At 71.5% G+C, this 18,624-nt stretch carries 12 protein-coding genes; 7 read left to right on the forward strand and 5 right to left on the reverse strand.

What is annotated here, in order from left to right:
- Positions 1-6 precede the first annotated feature (6 nt).
- Both ACYVBN_RS12940 and ACYVBN_RS12945 read right to left on the reverse strand, forming a co-directional pair.
- Positions 7-1,713: a GNAT family N-acetyltransferase gene (locus ACYVBN_RS12940; protein WP_460600891.1), complete on the reverse strand. Its 1,707-nt coding sequence runs from the start codon at positions 1,711-1,713 to the stop codon at positions 7-9.
- Positions 1,710-3,410 (reverse strand): GNAT family N-acetyltransferase, encoded by a 1,701-nt coding sequence (locus ACYVBN_RS12945; RefSeq protein WP_460600892.1) that lies wholly within the window; start codon positions 3,408-3,410, stop codon positions 1,710-1,712. Before ACYVBN_RS12945 ends, ACYVBN_RS12940 begins: the two co-directional genes overlap by 4 nt.
- Positions 3,411-3,532: 122 nt before the next feature.
- Between ACYVBN_RS12945 and secA the strand changes: the two genes are divergently transcribed.
- Complete coding sequence (gene secA / locus ACYVBN_RS12950; RefSeq protein ID WP_440283591.1) at positions 3,533-6,262, forward strand: preprotein translocase subunit SecA; 2,730 nt, start codon at positions 3,533-3,535, stop codon at positions 6,260-6,262.
- A gap of 11 nt (positions 6,263-6,273) precedes the next feature.
- Here the strand turns inward: secA and ACYVBN_RS12955 are convergent, their stop codons facing one another.
- Positions 6,274-6,813, reverse strand: a complete 540-nt coding sequence (locus ACYVBN_RS12955) for an Rv3235 family protein (protein ID WP_460600893.1) — start codon at positions 6,811-6,813, stop codon at positions 6,274-6,276.
- Positions 6,810-7,628, reverse strand: a complete 819-nt coding sequence (locus ACYVBN_RS12960) for a LysM peptidoglycan-binding domain-containing protein (RefSeq protein ID WP_460600894.1) — start codon at positions 7,626-7,628, stop codon at positions 6,810-6,812. The genes ACYVBN_RS12955 and ACYVBN_RS12960 overlap by 4 nt, the downstream gene beginning before the upstream one ends.
- A 111-nt stretch (positions 7,629-7,739) precedes the next feature.
- On the opposite strand from ACYVBN_RS12960, the gene ACYVBN_RS12965 reads away from it, so the two are divergent.
- Positions 7,740-8,312 carry a hypothetical protein gene (locus tag ACYVBN_RS12965; RefSeq protein WP_460600895.1) on the forward strand — a complete coding sequence of 191 codons (573 nt, stop codon included), beginning with the start codon at positions 7,740-7,742 and terminating at the stop codon, positions 8,310-8,312.
- Positions 8,313-8,337: 25 nt separating this feature from the next.
- On the opposite strand, the gene ACYVBN_RS12970 is transcribed toward ACYVBN_RS12965, so the two are convergent.
- On the reverse strand, positions 8,338-8,556 hold the full coding sequence (locus ACYVBN_RS12970; protein WP_440283595.1) for a helix-turn-helix domain-containing protein: 219 nt from the start codon (positions 8,554-8,556) through the stop codon (positions 8,338-8,340).
- A gap of 245 nt (positions 8,557-8,801) precedes the next feature.
- Between ACYVBN_RS12970 and ACYVBN_RS12975 the strand changes: the two genes are divergently transcribed.
- From ACYVBN_RS12975 to ACYVBN_RS12995, 5 genes are all read left to right on the forward strand, one after another.
- On the forward strand, positions 8,802-9,488 hold the full coding sequence (locus tag ACYVBN_RS12975) for a CpaB family protein (RefSeq protein ID WP_460600896.1): 687 nt from the start codon (positions 8,802-8,804) through the stop codon (positions 9,486-9,488).
- Positions 9,488-10,825, forward strand: coding sequence for an AAA family ATPase (locus ACYVBN_RS12980; RefSeq protein ID WP_460600897.1), 1,338 nt, complete (start codon positions 9,488-9,490; stop codon positions 10,823-10,825). Before ACYVBN_RS12975 ends, ACYVBN_RS12980 begins: the two co-directional genes overlap by 1 nt.
- A gap of 18 nt (positions 10,826-10,843) precedes the next feature.
- Positions 10,844-12,295: a WS/DGAT/MGAT family O-acyltransferase gene (locus ACYVBN_RS12985; protein WP_460600898.1), complete on the forward strand. Its 1,452-nt coding sequence runs from the start codon at positions 10,844-10,846 to the stop codon at positions 12,293-12,295.
- On the forward strand, positions 12,292-12,732 hold the full coding sequence (locus ACYVBN_RS12990; protein ID WP_460600899.1) for a DUF6912 family protein: 441 nt from the start codon (positions 12,292-12,294) through the stop codon (positions 12,730-12,732). The genes ACYVBN_RS12985 and ACYVBN_RS12990 overlap by 4 nt, the downstream gene beginning before the upstream one ends.
- Positions 12,733-12,844: 112 nt before the next feature.
- The gene (locus ACYVBN_RS12995) at positions 12,845-18,352 is read left to right on the forward strand and encodes an ATP-binding protein (protein ID WP_460600900.1); all 5,508 of its coding nucleotides are present in this window, start codon (positions 12,845-12,847) and stop codon (positions 18,350-18,352) included.
- Positions 18,353-18,624 lie beyond the last annotated feature (272 nt).

Genomic DNA, 18,624 nt, shown 5'->3' on the forward strand with positions numbered 1-18,624 from the left:
CGCCGGTCAGTCGCCGGCGAGCCGGTCGAACAGCAGCAGGTCCACGACGCTGCCGTCGCCGAGCACTTCGGCCGAGCGGGCCCGACCGATCTGCTGGAACCTGCAGCGCCGGGCGACGCGGGCCGACGCCTCGTTGCCGGCCGCGACACCCGCCGACAGGCGGCGCAAACCGAGGCCGCCACGCGCAGCAGGCATGAAGGCGTAGGAGCAGACCGCTTCCAGGGCCCGGGTCGCCAGCCCGTGCCCGCGGGCCGTCGCGGTCAGCCAGTAGCCGACCTCGGCGCTGCCGTCGGCGACGTTCTGCAACCCGATCACCCCGCAGAACTCGTCGCCGTCCGGGCCGCAGATCACCCACCAGCTCCCGTGCGACGCGGCGTCGGCATACCGCTTGCGGGCCACGTAGGCGCCGGCGCGGGCGCCCAGGTCCTCCTGCGGCACGGCCAGCCACTGCCGCACCTGCGGGTCGGCCCAGGTCGCCGCCAGCGCATCCGCATCACCGCGACGCAGTCCACGCAGCCGCACCTCCGGAAAATCCAGCACGGGCGGCTTCGTCGCACGCTGCGCCTCGCGGTCATCGGTCGCCAGCAGTTCGAAGTACGCACCGTCGGTGATCCGCCCGTCCGCCGCCGTGTAGGCCTGCCGGTCCTCGCCCCAGCGACGGAAACCCGCCCCGCGCAACAGCGCCTGGGAGGCGTGGTTGTCCAGGTCCGTCTCGGCATACAGCCGGGTGAGGCCCAGACCTGCGGACGTGCGCGGCGCGAACGAGTGAGCCACCACCGCTTCCAGGGCGCGCGGCAGGACTCCGCGGCCGCGCGCGTCCGGCAGCAGCCAGTAGCCGACCTCCGCCGAGGTGGCCGTCGCCTCGCCGATGTTGAAGATGGCGACACTACCCAGGGCCGCGTCGCTCCCCGCGTCGGCGATGCACCAGGAGACCGAGTGCGATTCGTCGGCGAACCGCCGCTGGCGGGCCAGCCAGGCGGCATACGACGTCTTGCCGAGCTGTGCCCCGGCGGGCAGATAACGCCGGGCCAGCTCGTCCGGCTCGTCCGGCATCCACGCGACGTCGGCGTCGCGCCACGGCCGCAGCCGCAGGCCGTCGATCTCCAGTGTCGGTATGACGGCCGGCGACACCCGCTGGGCGTCCACGTCGTCGGTCGCCAGCAGTTCCCAGTTGAGGGCGTCGCGACCCGGCTCGTCGTCGCGGGCCAGCACCGACCGCTCCACGCCCCACATCCGGAAACCGGCGCGGCGCAACACCCGGGCCGAGGCACGATTGGCGATGTCCGTGCCGGCCTGCAGGCGACGCAGGCCGAGGCCCCCGTCGGTGCGTGGCGCGAAGGCGTGCCGCCGCACCAGGTCGATCGCCGTCCCCATCACGCCGCGGCCCCGCGCATGCGGAGAGAGCCAGTAGCTGAGTTCGCCGTTGCCGTGGGTGAAGTCGACGTCCAGGTGGTGCACCTGGATGTGTCCGAGCGGACTGTCGGTGCCGACATCGGCGACGCACCAGTACACGCCCTGACCGGCTGCCATCCGATCGCGCCGCCCACGCAACCACTCGGCGAACTCGTGAGGTGCCGGCTGCAGGTCGGTCACGATCAGCCCGCCGGCCGCGTCGGGCTCCTCCAGCCAGCGTGCGTCGTCCTCGCGCCAGGGGCGCAACCGCAGGTCGGCCGCCGCCAGGACCACCGGTTCGAGGGCGGGCCGAGGCGTCACGCCGGATCCCCAGGGCGTCGGGAGTGCTCCACCGCCAGCAGTTCGAAGTAGGCGGTGTCGGTGGTCGTGCCGTCGAACGTCGTGAACGAGTCGTGGTCCTGGCCGTACTGGCGGAAGCCGGCCGCCGCGAGGGTCAGCATGGAGGCGTGGTTGCCGTCCACGGTGGCCGCATCGAGCCGCAGCAGGTCGAGGCCGTCCGGCGAGAAGGCATGTGCCACCACGGCTTTGAGCGCTTCGCCGGCCAGGCCGCGTCCGCGTGCGTGGTCGTAGAGCCAGTAGCCGACGGTCCCGCTGCGCAACGGGGTGCCGAGTCCACGCACGCCGATCGACCCCAGCGGCCGGTCGGTCGCGGCATCGACGATGCACCAGCTGAGCGAGGTGCCGTCCAGTCGGCCGGCGCGTTCCTGCGCCAACCACTCGGCGTAGGCGGCCGCCGGCGGCCGGGGTTCGACGCCCATGGCGCCGGCGGCCTGCGGGTCCGGGACCGGTTCCTGCCCCGGCGCGTCGCCGTCGGACCAGGCGCGCAGCCGCAACCGGTCGGTGTGCAGCACCGGCACCGGCAGCGCCGTGGCGCGCTGGGCGTCGCGGTCGTCAGAGGCGAGCAACTCGAAGCAGTACTCGTCACCGACCGTGCCGTCCGGGAAGGTGATCGTGGACCGGTCGATGCCGGTCTGGCGGAAGCCGGCTCCGCGCAGCACCCGCAGCGACGCCAGATTGGTCGTGTCGGCATACGCCGCCAGCCGGCGCAGACCGAGCCCTCCGGCATCACCGGGCGCGAGCGCATGAGCGACGACGAGTTCGACGGCCTCGCGCATCACGCCGCGGCCGCGGGCCGTCGGCTGCAGCCAGTAGGCCAGCATCGCGCTGCCGCGCAGCATCGGCACGTTCATCCGGAAGAGCTGGATGCCGCCGAGGGCGCGGTCGGTGGCCGCGTCGGCGATGCACCAGACGACCGCCTCACCGGCCGCCATCCGCTCCCGCCGGGTCAGCAACCACTCCGCGAAGTCGTCGGCGGCCGGCGCGGAGCCGAGCAGGAAGTGCGCCAGCGCCTCGTCCTGCGGCTCCGCGGGCCGGTCGTCCGGGCGCCACGCGCGCAACCGCACACCGGATCCCGCCAACGGCGCCGGCGCACGCCAGGGCAGCTGCGGCTCCAGCGGATCGGCGGCGTGCAGATGGCCGAACCAGGTGCCGACCACCGTGCCGTCGGGCCCCGGGTGGGTGCCCGGCCAGCTGCCGTCGACGGTGAAGCCGAGCGCCCACGCCACCCGGCGCGAGGCCCAGTTGCCGCGGGCGGCGCGCCATACAATGGTGCGCATCCCGAGCGTGTCGAACGCGTGCGTCACCAGGAGGCGTGCCGCCGCGGTGGTGACGCCGCGGCCGCGCACGTCCGGATGCACGCCGTAGCCGATCTCGGTGGTGCGGTCGGCGCGCGGATGCAGGTTGATCGAACCGGCCCAGCGGCCGTTGACCTCGATCGCCCAGGCGCCCTGCCGGGTGCCGGCCTCCCAGGTGGTGCGCACCGTGTCGAAGAACTCCCGCGCCTGGTCCATCCCGTATGGCGCCGGCAGCGGCACCCCCGCCCGGCTGCGCGGGTCGTTCGCGAACTCCACGATGCGCGGCAGGTCCGACTCACGGTGTGCGCGCAGGGTCACGACGCCGTCGCTGAGCTCCGGGACGTCATCGGGGAAGACCGCCATGACGCGCAGCAAACCACATGCTCCGACACGGGAACCCATCACCCGGTCCCGACCATTAGCATGGGTGAGTCTGTCCACACGTCATGACGGCCGCAGCGCCGTCAAGCTGATCTGGAGTTTTCGTGCCGAAGGTTGTCGAGAAGGTTCTGCGTGCCGGCGAGGGCCGCACCCTCAAGAAGCTGCAGGCGTATGCCGCGCAGGTCAATCTGCTGGAGGACGACTTCGCGGCGCTGACCGACGCGGAGCTGCGCGAGGAGACGGACAAGTTCAAGAAGCGGCTGGCCGATGGTGAGACCTTGGACGACCTGCTGCCGGAGGCGTTCGCGGCGGTGCGCGAGGCCAGCAAGCGGACGCTCGGCAAGCGGCACTTCGACGTGCAGCTGGCCGGTGGTGCGGCGCTGCACCTCGGCAACGTGGCCGAGATGCGCACCGGTGAGGGCAAGACGCTGGTGGCGACCCTGCCGTCATACCTGAACGCATTGACCGGCAAGGGTGTGCACGTCATCACCACCAACGACTACCTGGCCGAGACGCAGGCCGAGCAGATGGGCCGGGTGCACCGGGCGCTCGGGCTGGAGACCGGGTGCATTCTGGCGTCGATGACCCCGGACGAGCGCCGCGTCGAATACGCCAAGGACATCACCTACGGCACCAACAACGAGTTCGGCTTCGACTACCTGCGCGACAACATGGCGTGGTCGGACGCCGAGCTGGTGCAGCGCGGCCACCACTACGCCATCGTCGACGAGGTCGACTCCATCCTCATCGACGAGGCCCGCACCCCGCTGATCATCAGCGGCCCGGCCGACGAGGCGACCCGCTGGTACGTCGAGTTCGCCAAGATCGTCACCCACCTGAAGCGCTCGCCGAAGAAGGAGAACTCCCTGCCCGGCGACGGCGACTACGAGGTCGACGAGAAGAAGAAGACCGTCGGCCTGCTGGAGTCCGGCATCGAGATCGTCGAGGATCTGCTGGGCATCGACAACCTCTACCAGGCGGAGAACACCCCGCTGATCGGCTACCTGAACAACGCCATCAAGGCCAAGGAGCTGTTCAAGAAGGACAAGGACTACGTCGTGATGAACGGCGAGATCCTCATCGTCGACGAACACACCGGTCGTATGCTCGCCGGCCGGCGCTACAACGAGGGCATGCACCAGGCGATCGAGGCCAAGGAAGGCGTCGAGATCCAGAACGAGAACCAGACGCTCGCGACGGTGACCCTGCAGAACTACTTCCGCATGTACGACAAGCTCTCCGGTATGACGGGCACCGCCCAGACCGAGGCCGCGGAGCTCTACCAGATCTACAAGCTGGGCGTCGTGACGATCCCGACCAACAAGCCGATGATCCGTAAGGACCAGCCGGACCTGATCTACCGCACCGAGAAGGCGAAGTTCAAGGCGGTCGTCGACGACATCGTGGACCGGCACAAGGAAGGTCAGCCGGTGCTGGTCGGCACCACCAGCGTGGAGAAGAGCGAATACCTCTCCGAGCAGCTGCGCCGCAAGGGCGTCCCGCACGAGGTGCTCAACGCCAAGCACAACGAGAGCGAGGCCGCGATCGTCGCGCAGGCCGGTCGCAAGGGTGCGGTCACCGTGTCGACCAACATGGCCGGCCGCGGCACCGACATCATGCTCGGTGGCAACCCCGAGTTCATCGCGATGGCGGCGCTGAAGCGCAAGGGTCTGTCGCCCGAGGAGACCCCGGACGAGTACGAAGACGCCTGGGACGACGCGCTGGCCAAGGCCGAGAAGGCCGTCGCCAAGCAGCACGAGGAGGTCGTCGAACTCGGTGGCCTCTACGTCCTCGGCACCGAGCGGCACGAGTCCCGCCGCATTGACAACCAGTTGCGCGGTCGCGCCGGGCGCCAGGGCGACCCGGGCGAGAGCCGGTTCTACCTGTCGCTGCAGGACGACCTGATGCGGCTGTTCAACGCCGCGATGGTGGACCGCTTCATGCAGACCGCCAAGATCGAGGACGAGGTCCCGATCGAGTCCAAGATGGTCAGCCGCTCGATCGCCAGCGCGCAGAGCCAGGTCGAGGCCCAGAACTTCGAGATCCGCAAGAACGTCCTGAAGTACGACGACGTCCTGAACCGCCAGCGCGAGGTCATCTACGGCGAACGCCGCAAGGTCCTGGAGGGCGAGGACCTGGAGACCCAGGTGCGCCACTTCATCAACGACACCGTCGATGCGTATGTCGACGGGGCGACCGCCGAGGGATTCTCCGACGACTGGGACCTCGACAAGCTGTGGGAGGCGTTGCGTGAGCTCTACCCGGTCTCGATCACCGAGGCCGAGATCGAGGAGGAGGTCGGCGGCCGCGCCGGCCTGCAGGCCGATCTGCTGGCCGAAGAGCTGCGTTCGGACGCCCAGCACGCGTATGACGCCCGGGAGAAGGACCTGGGCGAGCGGGTCAGCCGTGAGGTCGAGCGTCGCGTCGTCCTGACGGTCCTGGACCGCAAGTGGCGCGAGCACCTTTACGAGATGGACTATCTCAAGGAGGGCATCCACCTGCGGCAGTACGCCCAGCGTGACCCGCTGGTGGAATACCAGCGCGAGGGTTTCGCGCTCTTCGGCGCCATGAACGACGCGATCAAGGAGGAGTCGGTCCAGCACCTGTTCCACGTGCAGGTCGACCCCGAGGAGATCGCGGCGTCGCTGCCCGCGCCGAAGGAGAAGATGACCTTCTCCGCACCGGGTGAGGACGGGACGGCCACCGCGCACGAGGTCGACGACGACGGCCGGGTGGTCGGCGAGGACGACTCGAAGCTGCCCCGCGCCCAGCGTCGCGCCAAGAAGAAGGCGAAGAAGAAGTCCGGCAAGGCGAAGGCCAAGTCCAGCAGCTGAGGCAGTCGCCGTCAGCCCAGCTCCATCGCCGTGACCATCCAGCGGCCGTCGACGCCGACCATGCGCACCGCCATGGCGCGCACCCGGCCGTCGTGCTGCACCACCACGCTGGCCTCGACGACCCCGTCGTCCGGCTCGCACAGGTGCACCCGGCGGACCAGGGACCGGTGCAGCGGTCGCGCGCCGCGTCGCTTGGCGATCACCGAGCGGGCGTTGACACGTTCGTAGATCAGCGGGCTGACCCAGCGCGCGATCTGAGCGGGTGAGCGCACGCCCGTCATGCATTCCAGCAGGGCGCCGGCCATCCGCTGCAGCCAGGCGCCCGGCTCGGGCAGCGACTGACTGCGGGTGGCCTGCGGACCGAACTGCGGGTCGGTGTCCCCGGCGCCCAGCACCACCCGCAGGGCCGGCTGCGAGTAGCTGCGATGCCGGTTGCGCGACGCCGCGACGACGTCGTCGTACAGCGTGTCGACCGCGCATTCGTCCAGCGCGGGCGGCTGCCATCCGGAGGCGGGGGACAGGTGCAGCGGCCCGGTGGCGGCGAGGCTCATCGGTCGCTTCCTTCCAGTGCGGGCTGCGGCCGTTGCAGGCGGGTGCCGATCTGCAGCAGGTCGGGGTCGTCGCCGATGGTGTCGCGGTTGGCGGCATACCAGCGGGGCCACTCGGCGGCGATCGCCCGAGCGTCCGCGTGAGGTCCGAGCTGCGCGGCGGCGATCGACCAGAGCGTGTCCCCGCGATGGACGACGACCTCACCCGAGTCGTCGGCGACCGGGCGCCCGGTGACCAGAGGTGCGCAGTCGCGGGCCAGTTGGTCGGTGCGGGCCGGCTTGTCCGGCACCCAGACCGGTGCCGGCACCTCCGGCTCCGCGCACGGACCGCCGCCTGCGACGACGCCGGCGTGCTGGACGGTGGGTGCTGCCGGCGGCACCTGCACGGAGGCTGTGGCCGTCGTCGGTGTCGTGGCAGCCAGCGCGGGTGCCGCGGCGGACAGGCCGGACAGCGTGGTCAGTGCGAGCAGAACGCCGGCCACCCGGGCCACCAGGCCACCGGCGCGGCCGCCCGCCGGCGGCCCCGAACACGCCGCCTCGCCGGCGGAGCCGGTCGCGCCGCGCAGCACGGTGCCGGCCGCCAGCGCGACCAGCAGCGCCGCCCACAGCAGAGCCAGCACCAGTGCCGCCCACAGCAGCACCGGCAGGGCGTCGAGGGTGCGCACCGTGCTGCGGTGGTCCAGGCGGTGGAGCTCCCCGAGCATGCCGTGCCACGCGACGTATGCCGCGACGACCGCCGCCAGGGCCGCGGCGGCGCCGAGCGCAGCGGCGCGCACCCGGTGCCGCCCCGTCGTGTCCTTCGTCGCTGTCCCGTCCATGCCGTCCTCCCTCGCCGATGACCGAATGCACCCAATAAGCATTAAAATGCATCAAACAACATCAAGTGACATTGAATGCACTCAAGCACATTTATCTGCTGTTGTCCATCGATGACCTGCGTGGCCCGCTACGGTGGCGGCGTGCGCTGGCAGGAGTTGTTCGCGGATCTGGAGGCCCAGCTGCTGGCCGAGCAACGGCGGGAGCTGCAGGCCGAGGTCGCCGACCGCACCCGCCGAGAGCGGGCCCAGGTCACGGTGCTGGACCGCGCCGCACGGTCGCTCGGTGGCGTGGTGACCGTCGTCACCGGGGCCGGCGCGGTGCGCGGCACGCTGGACGACCTGGGTAAGGACTGGCTGTTGCTGCAGGAGCAGGGACGGCACGCGGCTCTGGTGCCGATGGGCGCGGTGACGGCGATCATCGGCCTGGCGGCGCGCAGCGACGACGATCGGGGATGGGGCCGGCGGTTCGGGATCGGTGTGGCGCTCCGCGCGGTCGCCAGGGACCGGGCACCGGTGGCGATCCACGACATCGCCGGTGGCCTGGCGACCGGGACGATCGACAAGGTCGGTGCGGATCACCTGGACCTGGCCGAGCACCCCGCCGACGCGGTGCGCCGGCAGCGGGCGCTCACCGGGCACCGGATCGTGCCCTTCCCAGCCATCGGGATCGTTCGCCGGGCCTAGCCGCGTCTGCGCGACCTGACCGCTGTCAGCTCTCCTCGTCGCCGAAGTCGCCGGCGGCGACCCGCGCCTGGGCATCGGCGTATTGCCGCTGGATGTAGGACTCGAGCTCGGTGAGCTCGATGCGCCACGACTTGCCGACCTTGATCGCGGGCAGCTCCCCGCTGGTCACCAGTCCATAGGCCTGGCGGGAGGAGATCGCGAGGGTCTCGGCGACGTCGGCGATGGAGACGAAGCGCGCTGGCACGGATGCCCTCCTTGTGGTGCGAGTGGGTGTGGCGGTGCGGATGACGGTGCGGCGGGTGTGCGAGGTGAGGTGGCGCACGTCCATTGTGGCGCATTCGCGACTGCCGTCCGCGGACTGCCTGTGGACAAACGACCCGCAGCCCGACCGGAGTCCTTACAGTGCTTGCAGTCGTCCCGGCCGCTGTCATCGGACCACCCGGTGCGACACAACGGAGGTACTGCTCCGGAGGCAAGGGGAGAGAGCACGTGGAGAGTCGACGTCATACCGCAGCGGACGAGCTGCCCACACCGGCCGCGCATCGGCTGCAGCGACCGTCCTGGCGTGACAGCCGACTGGTCGTCGGCGTGCTGCTGGTGCTGGTCGCGACCATCGGCGGTGCCGCGGCGTTGCGACACTACGACAACTCGATCGAGGTCCTGCAGGCGGCACATCCGCTGGTGCCGGGCCAGCGGGTCGCCGCCTCGGACGTGCACGCGGTGAAGGTCCGCATCGACAAGGCCGACGGCACCTACCTGCGCGCGGACGACCCGCTGCCCACCGGTGAGGTGCTGCGCGAGGTGCGCTCCGGCGAACTCGTGCCGCGATCCGCCGTCGGTGCCGGTGGCACGGTCCGGGTCAAGGCGGTCGCCCTTCCGGTCGACGCCGCCCAGTCGGCCAATCTCGTCAAGGGCTCGATCGTCGACGTGTGGATCTCGCCCCAGCAGCAGAACAACGTCGGGAAGGACTCGTATGCCGCCCCGACCCGACTCATCAACCGGGCCGTCGTGGCCCGGGTCCCCGGCAAGGGCGGTGGCTTCTCGGTCGCGTCCGACAGTGGTGCGGTGCACGTGCTCGTGCCCGACGACAAGGTCGCCGCAGTGTTGGGCGCGGTCAATCAGGGGGCGAAGGTCGACCTGGTGCCGGCCGCCGGCTCGCCGCTCAAGGGCGACTGATGGCCACCTCGGCGGTCACCGCGATCGGTGCCGCGCACGAGGCCGCCGTGGCGGCCGCGCTCGGGCAAGCGCGGGACGTGCGGCTGATCCGGCGGTGCGCGGACGTCGCGGATCTGCTGGCGATCTGCACGGCCGGCCGCGCCGACGTCGCGCTGATCTCGGCCGACTTCAACGGCATGGACCGCAGCACCATCGCTGCCCTGCGGACCGCCGGCGTCGGCGTGGTCGGCGTCCACCGGCCGGGCGCGGAGGACGAGCAGCGGGTGCTGCAGCAGTGGGGTGTGCGCACCCAGGTCGCGGTCGGCGCGACGCCGGGGGACTTCGCGGCGGCCGCCCTCGCCGTCACCGACGCGGACCCGTCGGCGGTTGACGCACCGGACCCGGACGCCGATCCCACCGCGTCGCTGGAGACCGAGCTGGCTGCATTGTCCGGCGACGGCCCCTACCTGCCGCGCGAGCCGGTGTCCAGCGGGGAGCAGCACGAGGAGCGCCCGCCACGCGGCGGCGCCACCGTCGTCACCGTGTGGGGTCCGCTCGGCGCGCCCGGGCGCACCGTCGTCGCCGTCAACCTGGCGGCCGAAGCGGCCCGGCTGGGTGTGCCGACGCTGCTCGTCGACGCCGACACGTATGCCGCGTCGATCGCGCAGCATCTCGCCCTGCTCGACGAGGCTCCGGGCGTCGCCGCGGCGACCCGGCTGGCGGACGCCGGCCACCTGGACCTGCGATCGCTGGCCTCGGTTGCCCCGGAGGTGAGCACTGGGCTGCGCGTGCTCACCGGCCTGCCCCGGGCGGACCGATGGCCCGAGCTGCGCGACGACGCGCTGCAGGCGGTCCTGGAGCAGTGCCGGCAGCTGGTCAGGCTGGTCGTCGTCGATGTCGCCGCACCGCTGGAGCAGGACGAGGAACTCAGCTACGACACCGCGGCGCCGCGGCGCAACGCCGCGACCCTGGCGGCGCTCGGTGCCGCGGACACGGTCCTCGCCGTCGGTGCTGCGGACCCGGTCGGCCTGCAGCGGCTGGTGCGCGGTCTGGACGAACTGCGCGCCGTGCGCTCGCAACCGCCGAGGGTCGTCGCGAACAAGGTCCGGGCCGCCGCGGTCGGTGCCGGACCGGAGCAGCGGGTCACCGAGGCGCTGCAGCGGTTCGCCGCCGTCACCTCGCCGGTCATCGTCCCGGACGACCGGCCGGCGCTCGACGGTGCGCTGCTGGCGGGTCGGGTCCTCGCCGAGCACGCCCCCGGTTCGGCGGCCCGCAAGGCGATCGCCGCGCTGGCGGCGGACCTGACGGGTGTCACCGCGACCAGCCGCCGCAGTTGGTTCGCCGCCCGCAGGTCGTGATCGTGCGAGCATGTGGCCGTGGCTGACCGACTGAGTGCCCTCGACGCGTCCTTCTACTATCTGCAGGACCGTTCGACGCCCATGCACGTCGGGTCGGTGATGATCTTCGAGGGACCGGGCCGCGACCGGCCCGACCCGCTCGACGGCGGCTTCGAGTACGAACAACTGGTCAGCCTGGTCAGCAACCGCATTGCGTTCGTGCCGCGCTACCGGCAGCGGGTGCAGCAGTTCCCGGGGCGTGTGCTGCCGCCGGTGTGGGCCGACGACGAACAGTTCGATGTCAGCTACCACGTCCGCAGGTCGGCACTGCCGAGGCCGGGCACCGCCGCCCAACTGGAGGAGTTCGTCGGCCGGATCCAGGCGCGCTCGCTGGACCCGCAGCGTCCGCTGTGGGAGCTCTATCTGATCGAAGGGCTGCAGGGCGGCCGCTTCGCGATCGTGACCAAGACGCACATAGCGCTGGTGGACGGCATACACGCCATCGACATCGGCCAGATCATCGTGGACCCGGAAGCGACCCGCGAGCACCCCATCCCGCAGACCTGGCGGGCGGCCCGCACACCCAGTGGTCTGGACCTGGCGCTGGGCGCCGCCGTGGAGGTGGTGCGCAACCCGCTCGCGGTGGCGCACCTCGCGGCCGGTGGCGTGCGCGGGGTCACCTCGGGTGCGCGGCGGCTGGCCCGGCACGGCACTGCCGGGCTGACCTCGGCGGCCGGAGTGCTGGCGCGGGCCGCCACCCGCCCCGCGCCGGACAGCCCGCTCAACCGCACCGCCAGCGTCCACCGTCGCTTCGTCATGGTCTCCACCCGGCTGGAGGACTACCGGCGGGTCCGGTCCCTGAGCGCGCAGACCGTCACCGTCCACGACGTCGTCCTGGCCACGATCACCGGGGCCCTGCGGGGCTGGCTGCTCGCTCGCGGCGAGGTCGTCCCCGCCGGCGAGAAGGTCCGTGCCCTCGTGCCGCTGAGCGTGCAACCGGAGGACGCGGATGGCCAGATGGGAGAGCAGGTCTCACCGATGTTCGTGGACCTGCCGGTCGGCGAGGCCCGCCCGGTGATGCGGCTGCATCAGATCGGCTACGCGACCAGCCAGCACCTCGACGGCGGTGGTGCGGCCATCGACGCCGCGTCCATCGCCGGCCTTGCCGGCTTCGCGCCGCCGACCCTGCATTCGTTGGGTGCCCGGGTCGGCAACGCCATGTCCCGGCGCATGTTCAACCTGGTGGTCACCAACGTGCCCGGACCACAACGCACCTTGTATGCCGGAGAAGCGCCGATGGTCGAGACCTATCCGGTGATCCCGCTGCCCAAGGGGCAGACGTTGTCGATCGGGCTGACGTCATACAACGGGCGCGTCGACTTCGGCCTGAACGCCGACCGTGATGCGATGTCCGACCTGGACCTGTTCGGCCAGTGCCTGGTCGACGCACTGGCGGAGCTACTGGACGAAACGGAGGCGCGCGAACTATGACGCAGCTGATCAGGACCTACGTGCCGCTGGACGGCGACGAGCTGCGCGCGCTGGCCGGGACCGGGGCGCTGCCGGACCGGACCCGCGCCGCGTTCGCGGTCACCGACCGGCTACGCACCGCCGCACCCGGTGAGGACGACGAGGGCCTGGAATACCTGGCCACCCAGGACGCCGCGACCGACGCCGCCGCGCGCGACCTACGGGTCGTCGCCTCGGTGGACGTCGACGGCGACCGGGTCACCGACCGGTCGGAGTCGCCGGCAGCATCCGCCGTGGCGGTCACCGGTGCGCCACCGAAGCGGCGGGTGGCCAGCTTCCACCTGCTCGACCCGGCCGGTGAGCGCGACGTCGACGCCGATCTCGAGTTGTCCTGGTACGACGCCACCGAGCTGGCGCTGGTGCTCCGGGTGATCGACGACGGCAACGGGACAGCCTGATCCGCGATCGCTCGCGGTCTGTCCGGGATTTGTCCGGCCGATCGGTCCTCGAACACCGCTTTTCGGTGTGGGGACTGTGGAGTAACCCCTCGGAAGTGGCAGAGTCAGGCCTGTGCAATCCGCCCCACGAAACCTGACCCGCATCGCCATCGTCAACCGGGGAGAGGCCGCCATGCGCCTCATCCACGCCGTGCGCGATGTCAACGCCCGCCGCGCCCTCGACGGTGACGGCGCACCACTGCGCACGATCGCCCTCCACACCGACGTGGACTCCGGCGCGGCGTTCGTCCGCGAAGCCGACGAGGCATACCTGCTGGGTGCCGCGGCCGACCGGCCCTACCTCGACCTCGCCGCCCTGGAGCGTGCGCTGACCGAGACCGGTGCGGACGCCTGCTGGGTGGGCTGGGGCTTCGTGGCCGAGGACCCGGCGTTCGCGGAGTTGTGCGAGCGTCTCGGCATCACCTTCATCGGCCCGTCCGCCGAGGCGATGCGCCGGCTGGGCGACAAGATCGGCTCCAAGCTGATCGCCGAGGAGGTCGGGGTCCCGGTCGCGCCGTGGAGCCGCGGCGGCGTCGACACGCTGCCCGACGCGCTCGCGGCGGCGGACCGCATCGGCTACCCGTTGATGCTCAAGGCGACGGCGGGCGGCGGCGGCCGCGGCATCCGCAAGGTCACCGGGCCGGCCGAGCTCGAGGACGCCTACCAGCGCACCCGCGACGAGGCGGAGCGCGCATTCGGCAGCGGCGTCGTGTTCCTGGAGAAACTGGTCACCGGCGCACGGCACGTCGAGGTCCAGGTCATCGCGGACGGGCAGGGCACCGCCTGGGCGGTCGGCGTCCGGGACTGCTCGGTTCAGCGCCGCAACCAGAAGATCATCGAGGAGTCGGCGTCCCCGCTGCTGGACGCCCAGCAGGCGGACGAACTCAAGGCGTCGGCCGAGCGACTGGCCCTCGCGGTCGACTACCGGGGCGCCGGCACCGTGGAGTTCCTCTACCACCCGCAGGACCGGACGTTCGCGTTCCTGGAGGTCAACACCCGGCTGCAGGTCGAGCACCCGATCACCGAGACGGTGACCGGTCTGGACCTGGTGGCGCTGCAGTTGCAGGTCGCGGCGGGTGTCCCGCTGACGGGGGAGCGCCCGGCCGAGCGTGGCCACGCCGTGGAGGCGCGCCTCAACGCCGAGGACCCGGACCGCGACTTCGCACCCGCTCCCGGCCGGATCAGCCGGCTGGAGCTGCCGGCCGGGCCGGGCATCCGCGTCGACACCGGGGTCAGCGAAGGCGACACCATCCCGGCCGACTTCGACTCGATGATCGCCAAGATCATCGCGCACGGCTCCACCCGCGAGGAGGCCCTGGCCCGGCTGCGCCGCGCGATGGAGGAGACCACCGTCATCATCGACGGCGGGGTGAGCAACAAGAGTTTCGTGCTGGAGCTGCTCGGTCAGTCCGAGGTGACCCGCGGCGAACCGACCTGGGCCGACACCGGCTGGATCGACCGGATGCGGGCCGAGGGCCGGCTCGCGGATCACCCGCACGCCGGTGTCGCGCTGGTCGCCGCCGCCATCGAGGGGTATGCCGAGCGGGAGCGCGCCGAGACGGCCGGGTTCCTGGACACGGCATACGGTGGCCGCCCGCAGTTGCACCACGACCCCGACGGCACGACCGAGCTGAAGCTGCGCGGCGAGACGTTCTCGGTCACCGTGCGTCGGGTGAGCCCCAGCGACTACTCGGTGAGCGTGTCCGGCGGGACCACGACGCAGACCGTCAGCGCGTCCCTGGAACGCCTGGACGAGGTGCACAGCCGGCTGCTGGTCGACGGCGAGGCCTTCCGGGTGGTCAGCGCCTCGCACGGTCCGGTCCAGCTGATCGAGGTCAACGGTGTCACCCACCGGATCAGCCGCGACGAAGGCGGCGTCATGCGCGCGCCCGCGCCGGCGCTGGTGGTCGCGACACCGGTCGCCGTGGGGGACGAGGTCAATGCCGGTGAGCCGGTGCTCGTGCTGGAGTCGATGAAGATGGAGACGGTGCTGCCCGCGCCGTTCACCGGGCGGGTCCGCGAGTTGCTGGTGCGCGCCGGCACCCAGGTGGAGACCGGTGCACCGCTGGTGCGGCTCGAGCCCACCGGCGACGACGCCGAGGTCGAGCGGGAGACCTCCGGGGCCGACCTCGGACTGCCCACCGACGGCCGGGTCCGCACCCGTGCGGAGCGTGACGCGGCCGCGATGAGCACGCTGCGCTCCGCGCTCATGGGGTATGACGTCAGCCCGCAGGACCGGTTGGCCACGTTGCACGCCTACCTGGACGAGCGGGACACCACGGCCGCGCCCAGCGACGACGAGCTCGCGCTGCTGGACATGTTCGCCGACTTCGCCGAGCTGAGCCGCAACCGGCCGGCCCGTGAGGAGTCGCACTCGGAGCTGCGGGTGCACAGCTCCCGCGAGCACTTCCAGACCTATCTGCGGACGCTGGATCTGGAGCGCGGTGACCTGCCGCAGTCGTTCCGGGACAAGCTGCTGCGCGTGCTGCGGCACTACGGCATCACCGAGCTGGACCGCACGCCCGCCCTGGAGCAGGCGCTGTTCCGGATCTTCCTGGCGCAGCAGGAGGTCGGGGACGTCGACATCGCGGTGCAGTTGCTGCGCAGCTGGTTGTCGGTCCCGGCACCGACTGACACCAGTAGCGCGCGGGCGCTGCTGGAGCGGGTGGTGCGCGCGACCCAGCGACGCTTCTCGGTGGTCGGTGACCTGGCCCGTTCGGTGCGGTTCCGCTGGTTCGACCAGCCGATCGTCGACGACGAACGATCCAGCATCCTGGGTGGTGTCGCCGACGAGGTCGCCGCACTGACCGACCCGTCGGCGCCGGACCGAGAGGCCCGGATCGGGGCGCTGACCGCCATACCCGAGCAGTTGGTCGGCTTCCTGCGTGACCGGCTGTATGCCGAACCCAGCACCATCGACAGCGCCTACGAGCCGTTGCTGGAAGTGCTGATCCGGCGTCACTACCTGGAGTACGACCTGCACGACCTGCAGGCCGCGCAGGTCCACGGCCGTCCGGTCGCGCGAGCCGAATACGTCTCCGAGACCCACGGGCAGACGCGGGTCGTGACCACGGTCGGCGACATCGGGCAGGCGCCGGACGGCTCGCTGTGGGCAGCGGTGGACGACCAGCTGGCCACCGACCACGACAGCGTCGTCGAGATCTACCTGCGGTGGGCGGACCTGCCCGGGCAGCCCGAGCAGGCCCGCGACCAGCTGCTGGAGCTGCTGGCGCACCGGTCGTTCGCGCACACCGTGCGGCGGATCTCGTTCGCGGTCTGTCCGGCGGCTCCGCACGCGGTGGACTACTTCACCTTCCGCCCCGCCGACGCCGGCTGGGTCGAGGACGACCTGGTCCGGGGCATGCACCCGATGGTCGGCCGGCGGCTCAACCTCTGGCGGCTGCGGGAGTTCGACGTCACCCGGCTGGAGGCGCCCGAGGACGTGCTGCTGCTGGACTGCGTCGCACGCAGCAACCCGGCCGACCGTCGTCTGGTGGCCCTGGCGCAGGTGCGGCAGCTGGCCGTCGTGCGCGACGAGGACGGCAACGTGGTCGCGCTGCCGCACGCCGAGCGGGCGGTCGAGAACTGCCTGGAGGCGATCCGCCGGGTCCGGGCCTCGCACGGCGGTGGCAGAACCCCGCTGGACGTCAACCACGTCTGGGTGACCGTCTGGCCGCCGGTCGAGGCGGACATCGCGCACCTGGCGGCGTTGCAGTCGAAGATCACGCCGCTGACCGAGGGAGCCGGCATCGAGGAGGTGCTGGCCCAGGGACGGGTAGAGAGCCCCGACGGCACCCCGACCCAGATCGCCATACGCTTCCACGCGACGCCGGGAGCGGGTGTCGCCGCCGACGTGATCGAACCCCCGACCGAGCCGCTGGCGCCGCTGGACGACTACGCCGCCAAGGTGCTGCGAGCTCGTCGGCGCGGCCTGGTCTACCCCTACGAGCTGGAGCCGACGCTCGCCGGCGCCGGGTCGTTCGTGGAGTACGACTTCGACGACGGCGGAGCGCTGGTGCCGGTCGACCGGCCACGCGGCCAGAACACCGCGGGCATCATCGTCGGCGTGGTCACCACGCCCACCGAGCTCTACCCGGAGGGTGTCCGGCGGGTCGTGCTGGCCGGTGACCCGATCAAGTCCCTGGGCGCGCTGTCCGAGGCCGAGTGCAGCCGGGTGGTCGCGGCCATCGACCTGGCCGAGCAGCTGGCCGTCCCGGTCGAGTGGTTCGCCGTCTCCGCCGGTGCGCGGGTGTCGATGACCAGCGGCACCGAGAACATGGACTGGGTGGCTGTTGCCCTCAAACGCATCGTGGAGTTCACCCAGGCGGGCGGCGAGATCAACATCGTCGTCGCGGGCATCAACGTCGGGGCGCAGCCCTACTGGAACGCCGAGGCGACGATGCTGATGCATACCAAGGGCATCCTCATCATGACCCCGGACAGCGCGATGGTGCTGACCGGCAAGCAGACGCTCGACTTCGCCGGCAGCGTGTCCGCCGAGGACAACCACGGCATCGGCGGCTACGACCGCGTGATGGGACCCAACGGTCAGGCCCAGTACTGGGTGCCGGATCTGGCGCAAGCGCTCGTGGTGCTGATGCAGCACTACGACCACACGTATGTCGTACCCGGTGAGCCGGGGCCGCGGCGTGCGCCGTCCGCCGACCCGGTGGACCGGGACATCTGCGACAGCCCGCACGACGGCGACTTCGACAACGTGGGTGACGTCTTCTCCCGGGAGCTCAACCCGGACCGCAAGCGTGCCTTCGACATCCGCAGCGTGATGCGTGCGGTCGCCGACCAGGACCACATCATGCTCGAGCGGTGGGGGAGTATGGCGGATGCCGAGACCGCCGTCACGGTCGACACCCGGATCGGCGGCTATCCGGTCTCACTGATCGGCATCGAGTCCAAACCCGTTGCACGGCAGGGCTTTCCGCCCACCGACGGCCCGGACACCTATACCGCCGGCACGCTGTTCCCGCGGTCCTCGAAGAAGGTGGCGCGCGCCATCAACGCAGCGTCCGGCAACCGGCCGGTCGTCGTGCTGGCCAACCTGTCGGGTTTCGACGGCTCCCCGGAGTCGATGCGCAACCTGCAGCTGGAGTACGGCGCGGAGATCGGTCGGGCGATCGTCAACTTCCGCGGTCCGATCGTCTTCTGCGTGATCTCGCGCTACCACGGCGGGGCGTTCGTGGTGTTCTCCAAGCGGCTGAACCCGCAGATGACGGTGCTGGCCGTCGACGGGTCGTTCGCATCGGTGCTCGGTGGTGCTCCGGCCGCGGCCGTCGTCTTCGCGTCGGAGGTGGCCAAGCGAGCCGCCGCCGACCCGGAGCTGGCACAGCTGCAGCAACGCTTCGACACCGCCGAAGGTGCCGAACGCGCCGCCCTGCGGGTCGCACTCGAGGAGTTGCAGGCGAGCCTGCGGGCCGCCAAGATCGCCGAAGTGGCCGCTGAGTTCGACGGCGTGCACAGCATCCACCGGGCGGTCGAGGTCGGCTCCGTCGACGAGGTCGTCGCCGCGGGCGAGTTGCGCCCGAAGATCGTGCGCGCGCTGGAGCGTGGTCTGCGGGTCGACTGACCCCGCTCGTACGGCGGGCGGCCGCGACGCACGCACATGCGTCCCGGCCGCCGCTACCGTCGTCCCTTCGTCGGGCCAACCTCATACAGTCACACCGAGCTGCGTTCTGCCGGCTGCACACTGACCGACCAGCTGGAGGATCAGCCGGGGCGCACGACGACGTCGCGCCGGGCGAAAAAATCGCTACTGTCGCGACTTGCTCGTTCGAGTCGTCGGTTTCCGGCGAGTGAATCGCTACTGTCGCGAGTTAGACGTCCCGGGTGTGGGTTTCG

It is taken from the genome of Flexivirga lutea, from assembly GCF_054778955.1.

Excerpts from the sequence above, each read along its gene's own strand:
- ACYVBN_RS12945 (WP_460600892.1), bottom strand. The coding sequence starts at position 3,410 with ATGGCGGTCTTCCCCGATGACGTCCCGGAGCTCAGCGACGGCGTCGTG.
- ACYVBN_RS12955 (WP_460600893.1), bottom strand. The coding sequence starts at position 6,813 with ATGAGCCTCGCCGCCACCGGGCCGCTGCACCTGTCCCCCGCCTCCGGA.
- ACYVBN_RS12960 (WP_460600894.1), bottom strand. The coding sequence starts at position 7,628 with ATGGACGGGACAGCGACGAAGGACACGACGGGGCGGCACCGGGTGCGC.
- ACYVBN_RS12965 (WP_460600895.1), top strand. The coding sequence starts at position 7,740 with ATGACCTGCGTGGCCCGCTACGGTGGCGGCGTGCGCTGGCAGGAGTTG.
- ACYVBN_RS12980 (WP_460600897.1), top strand. The coding sequence starts at position 9,488 with ATGGCCACCTCGGCGGTCACCGCGATCGGTGCCGCGCACGAGGCCGCC.
- ACYVBN_RS12990 (WP_460600899.1), top strand. The coding sequence starts at position 12,292 with ATGACGCAGCTGATCAGGACCTACGTGCCGCTGGACGGCGACGAGCTG.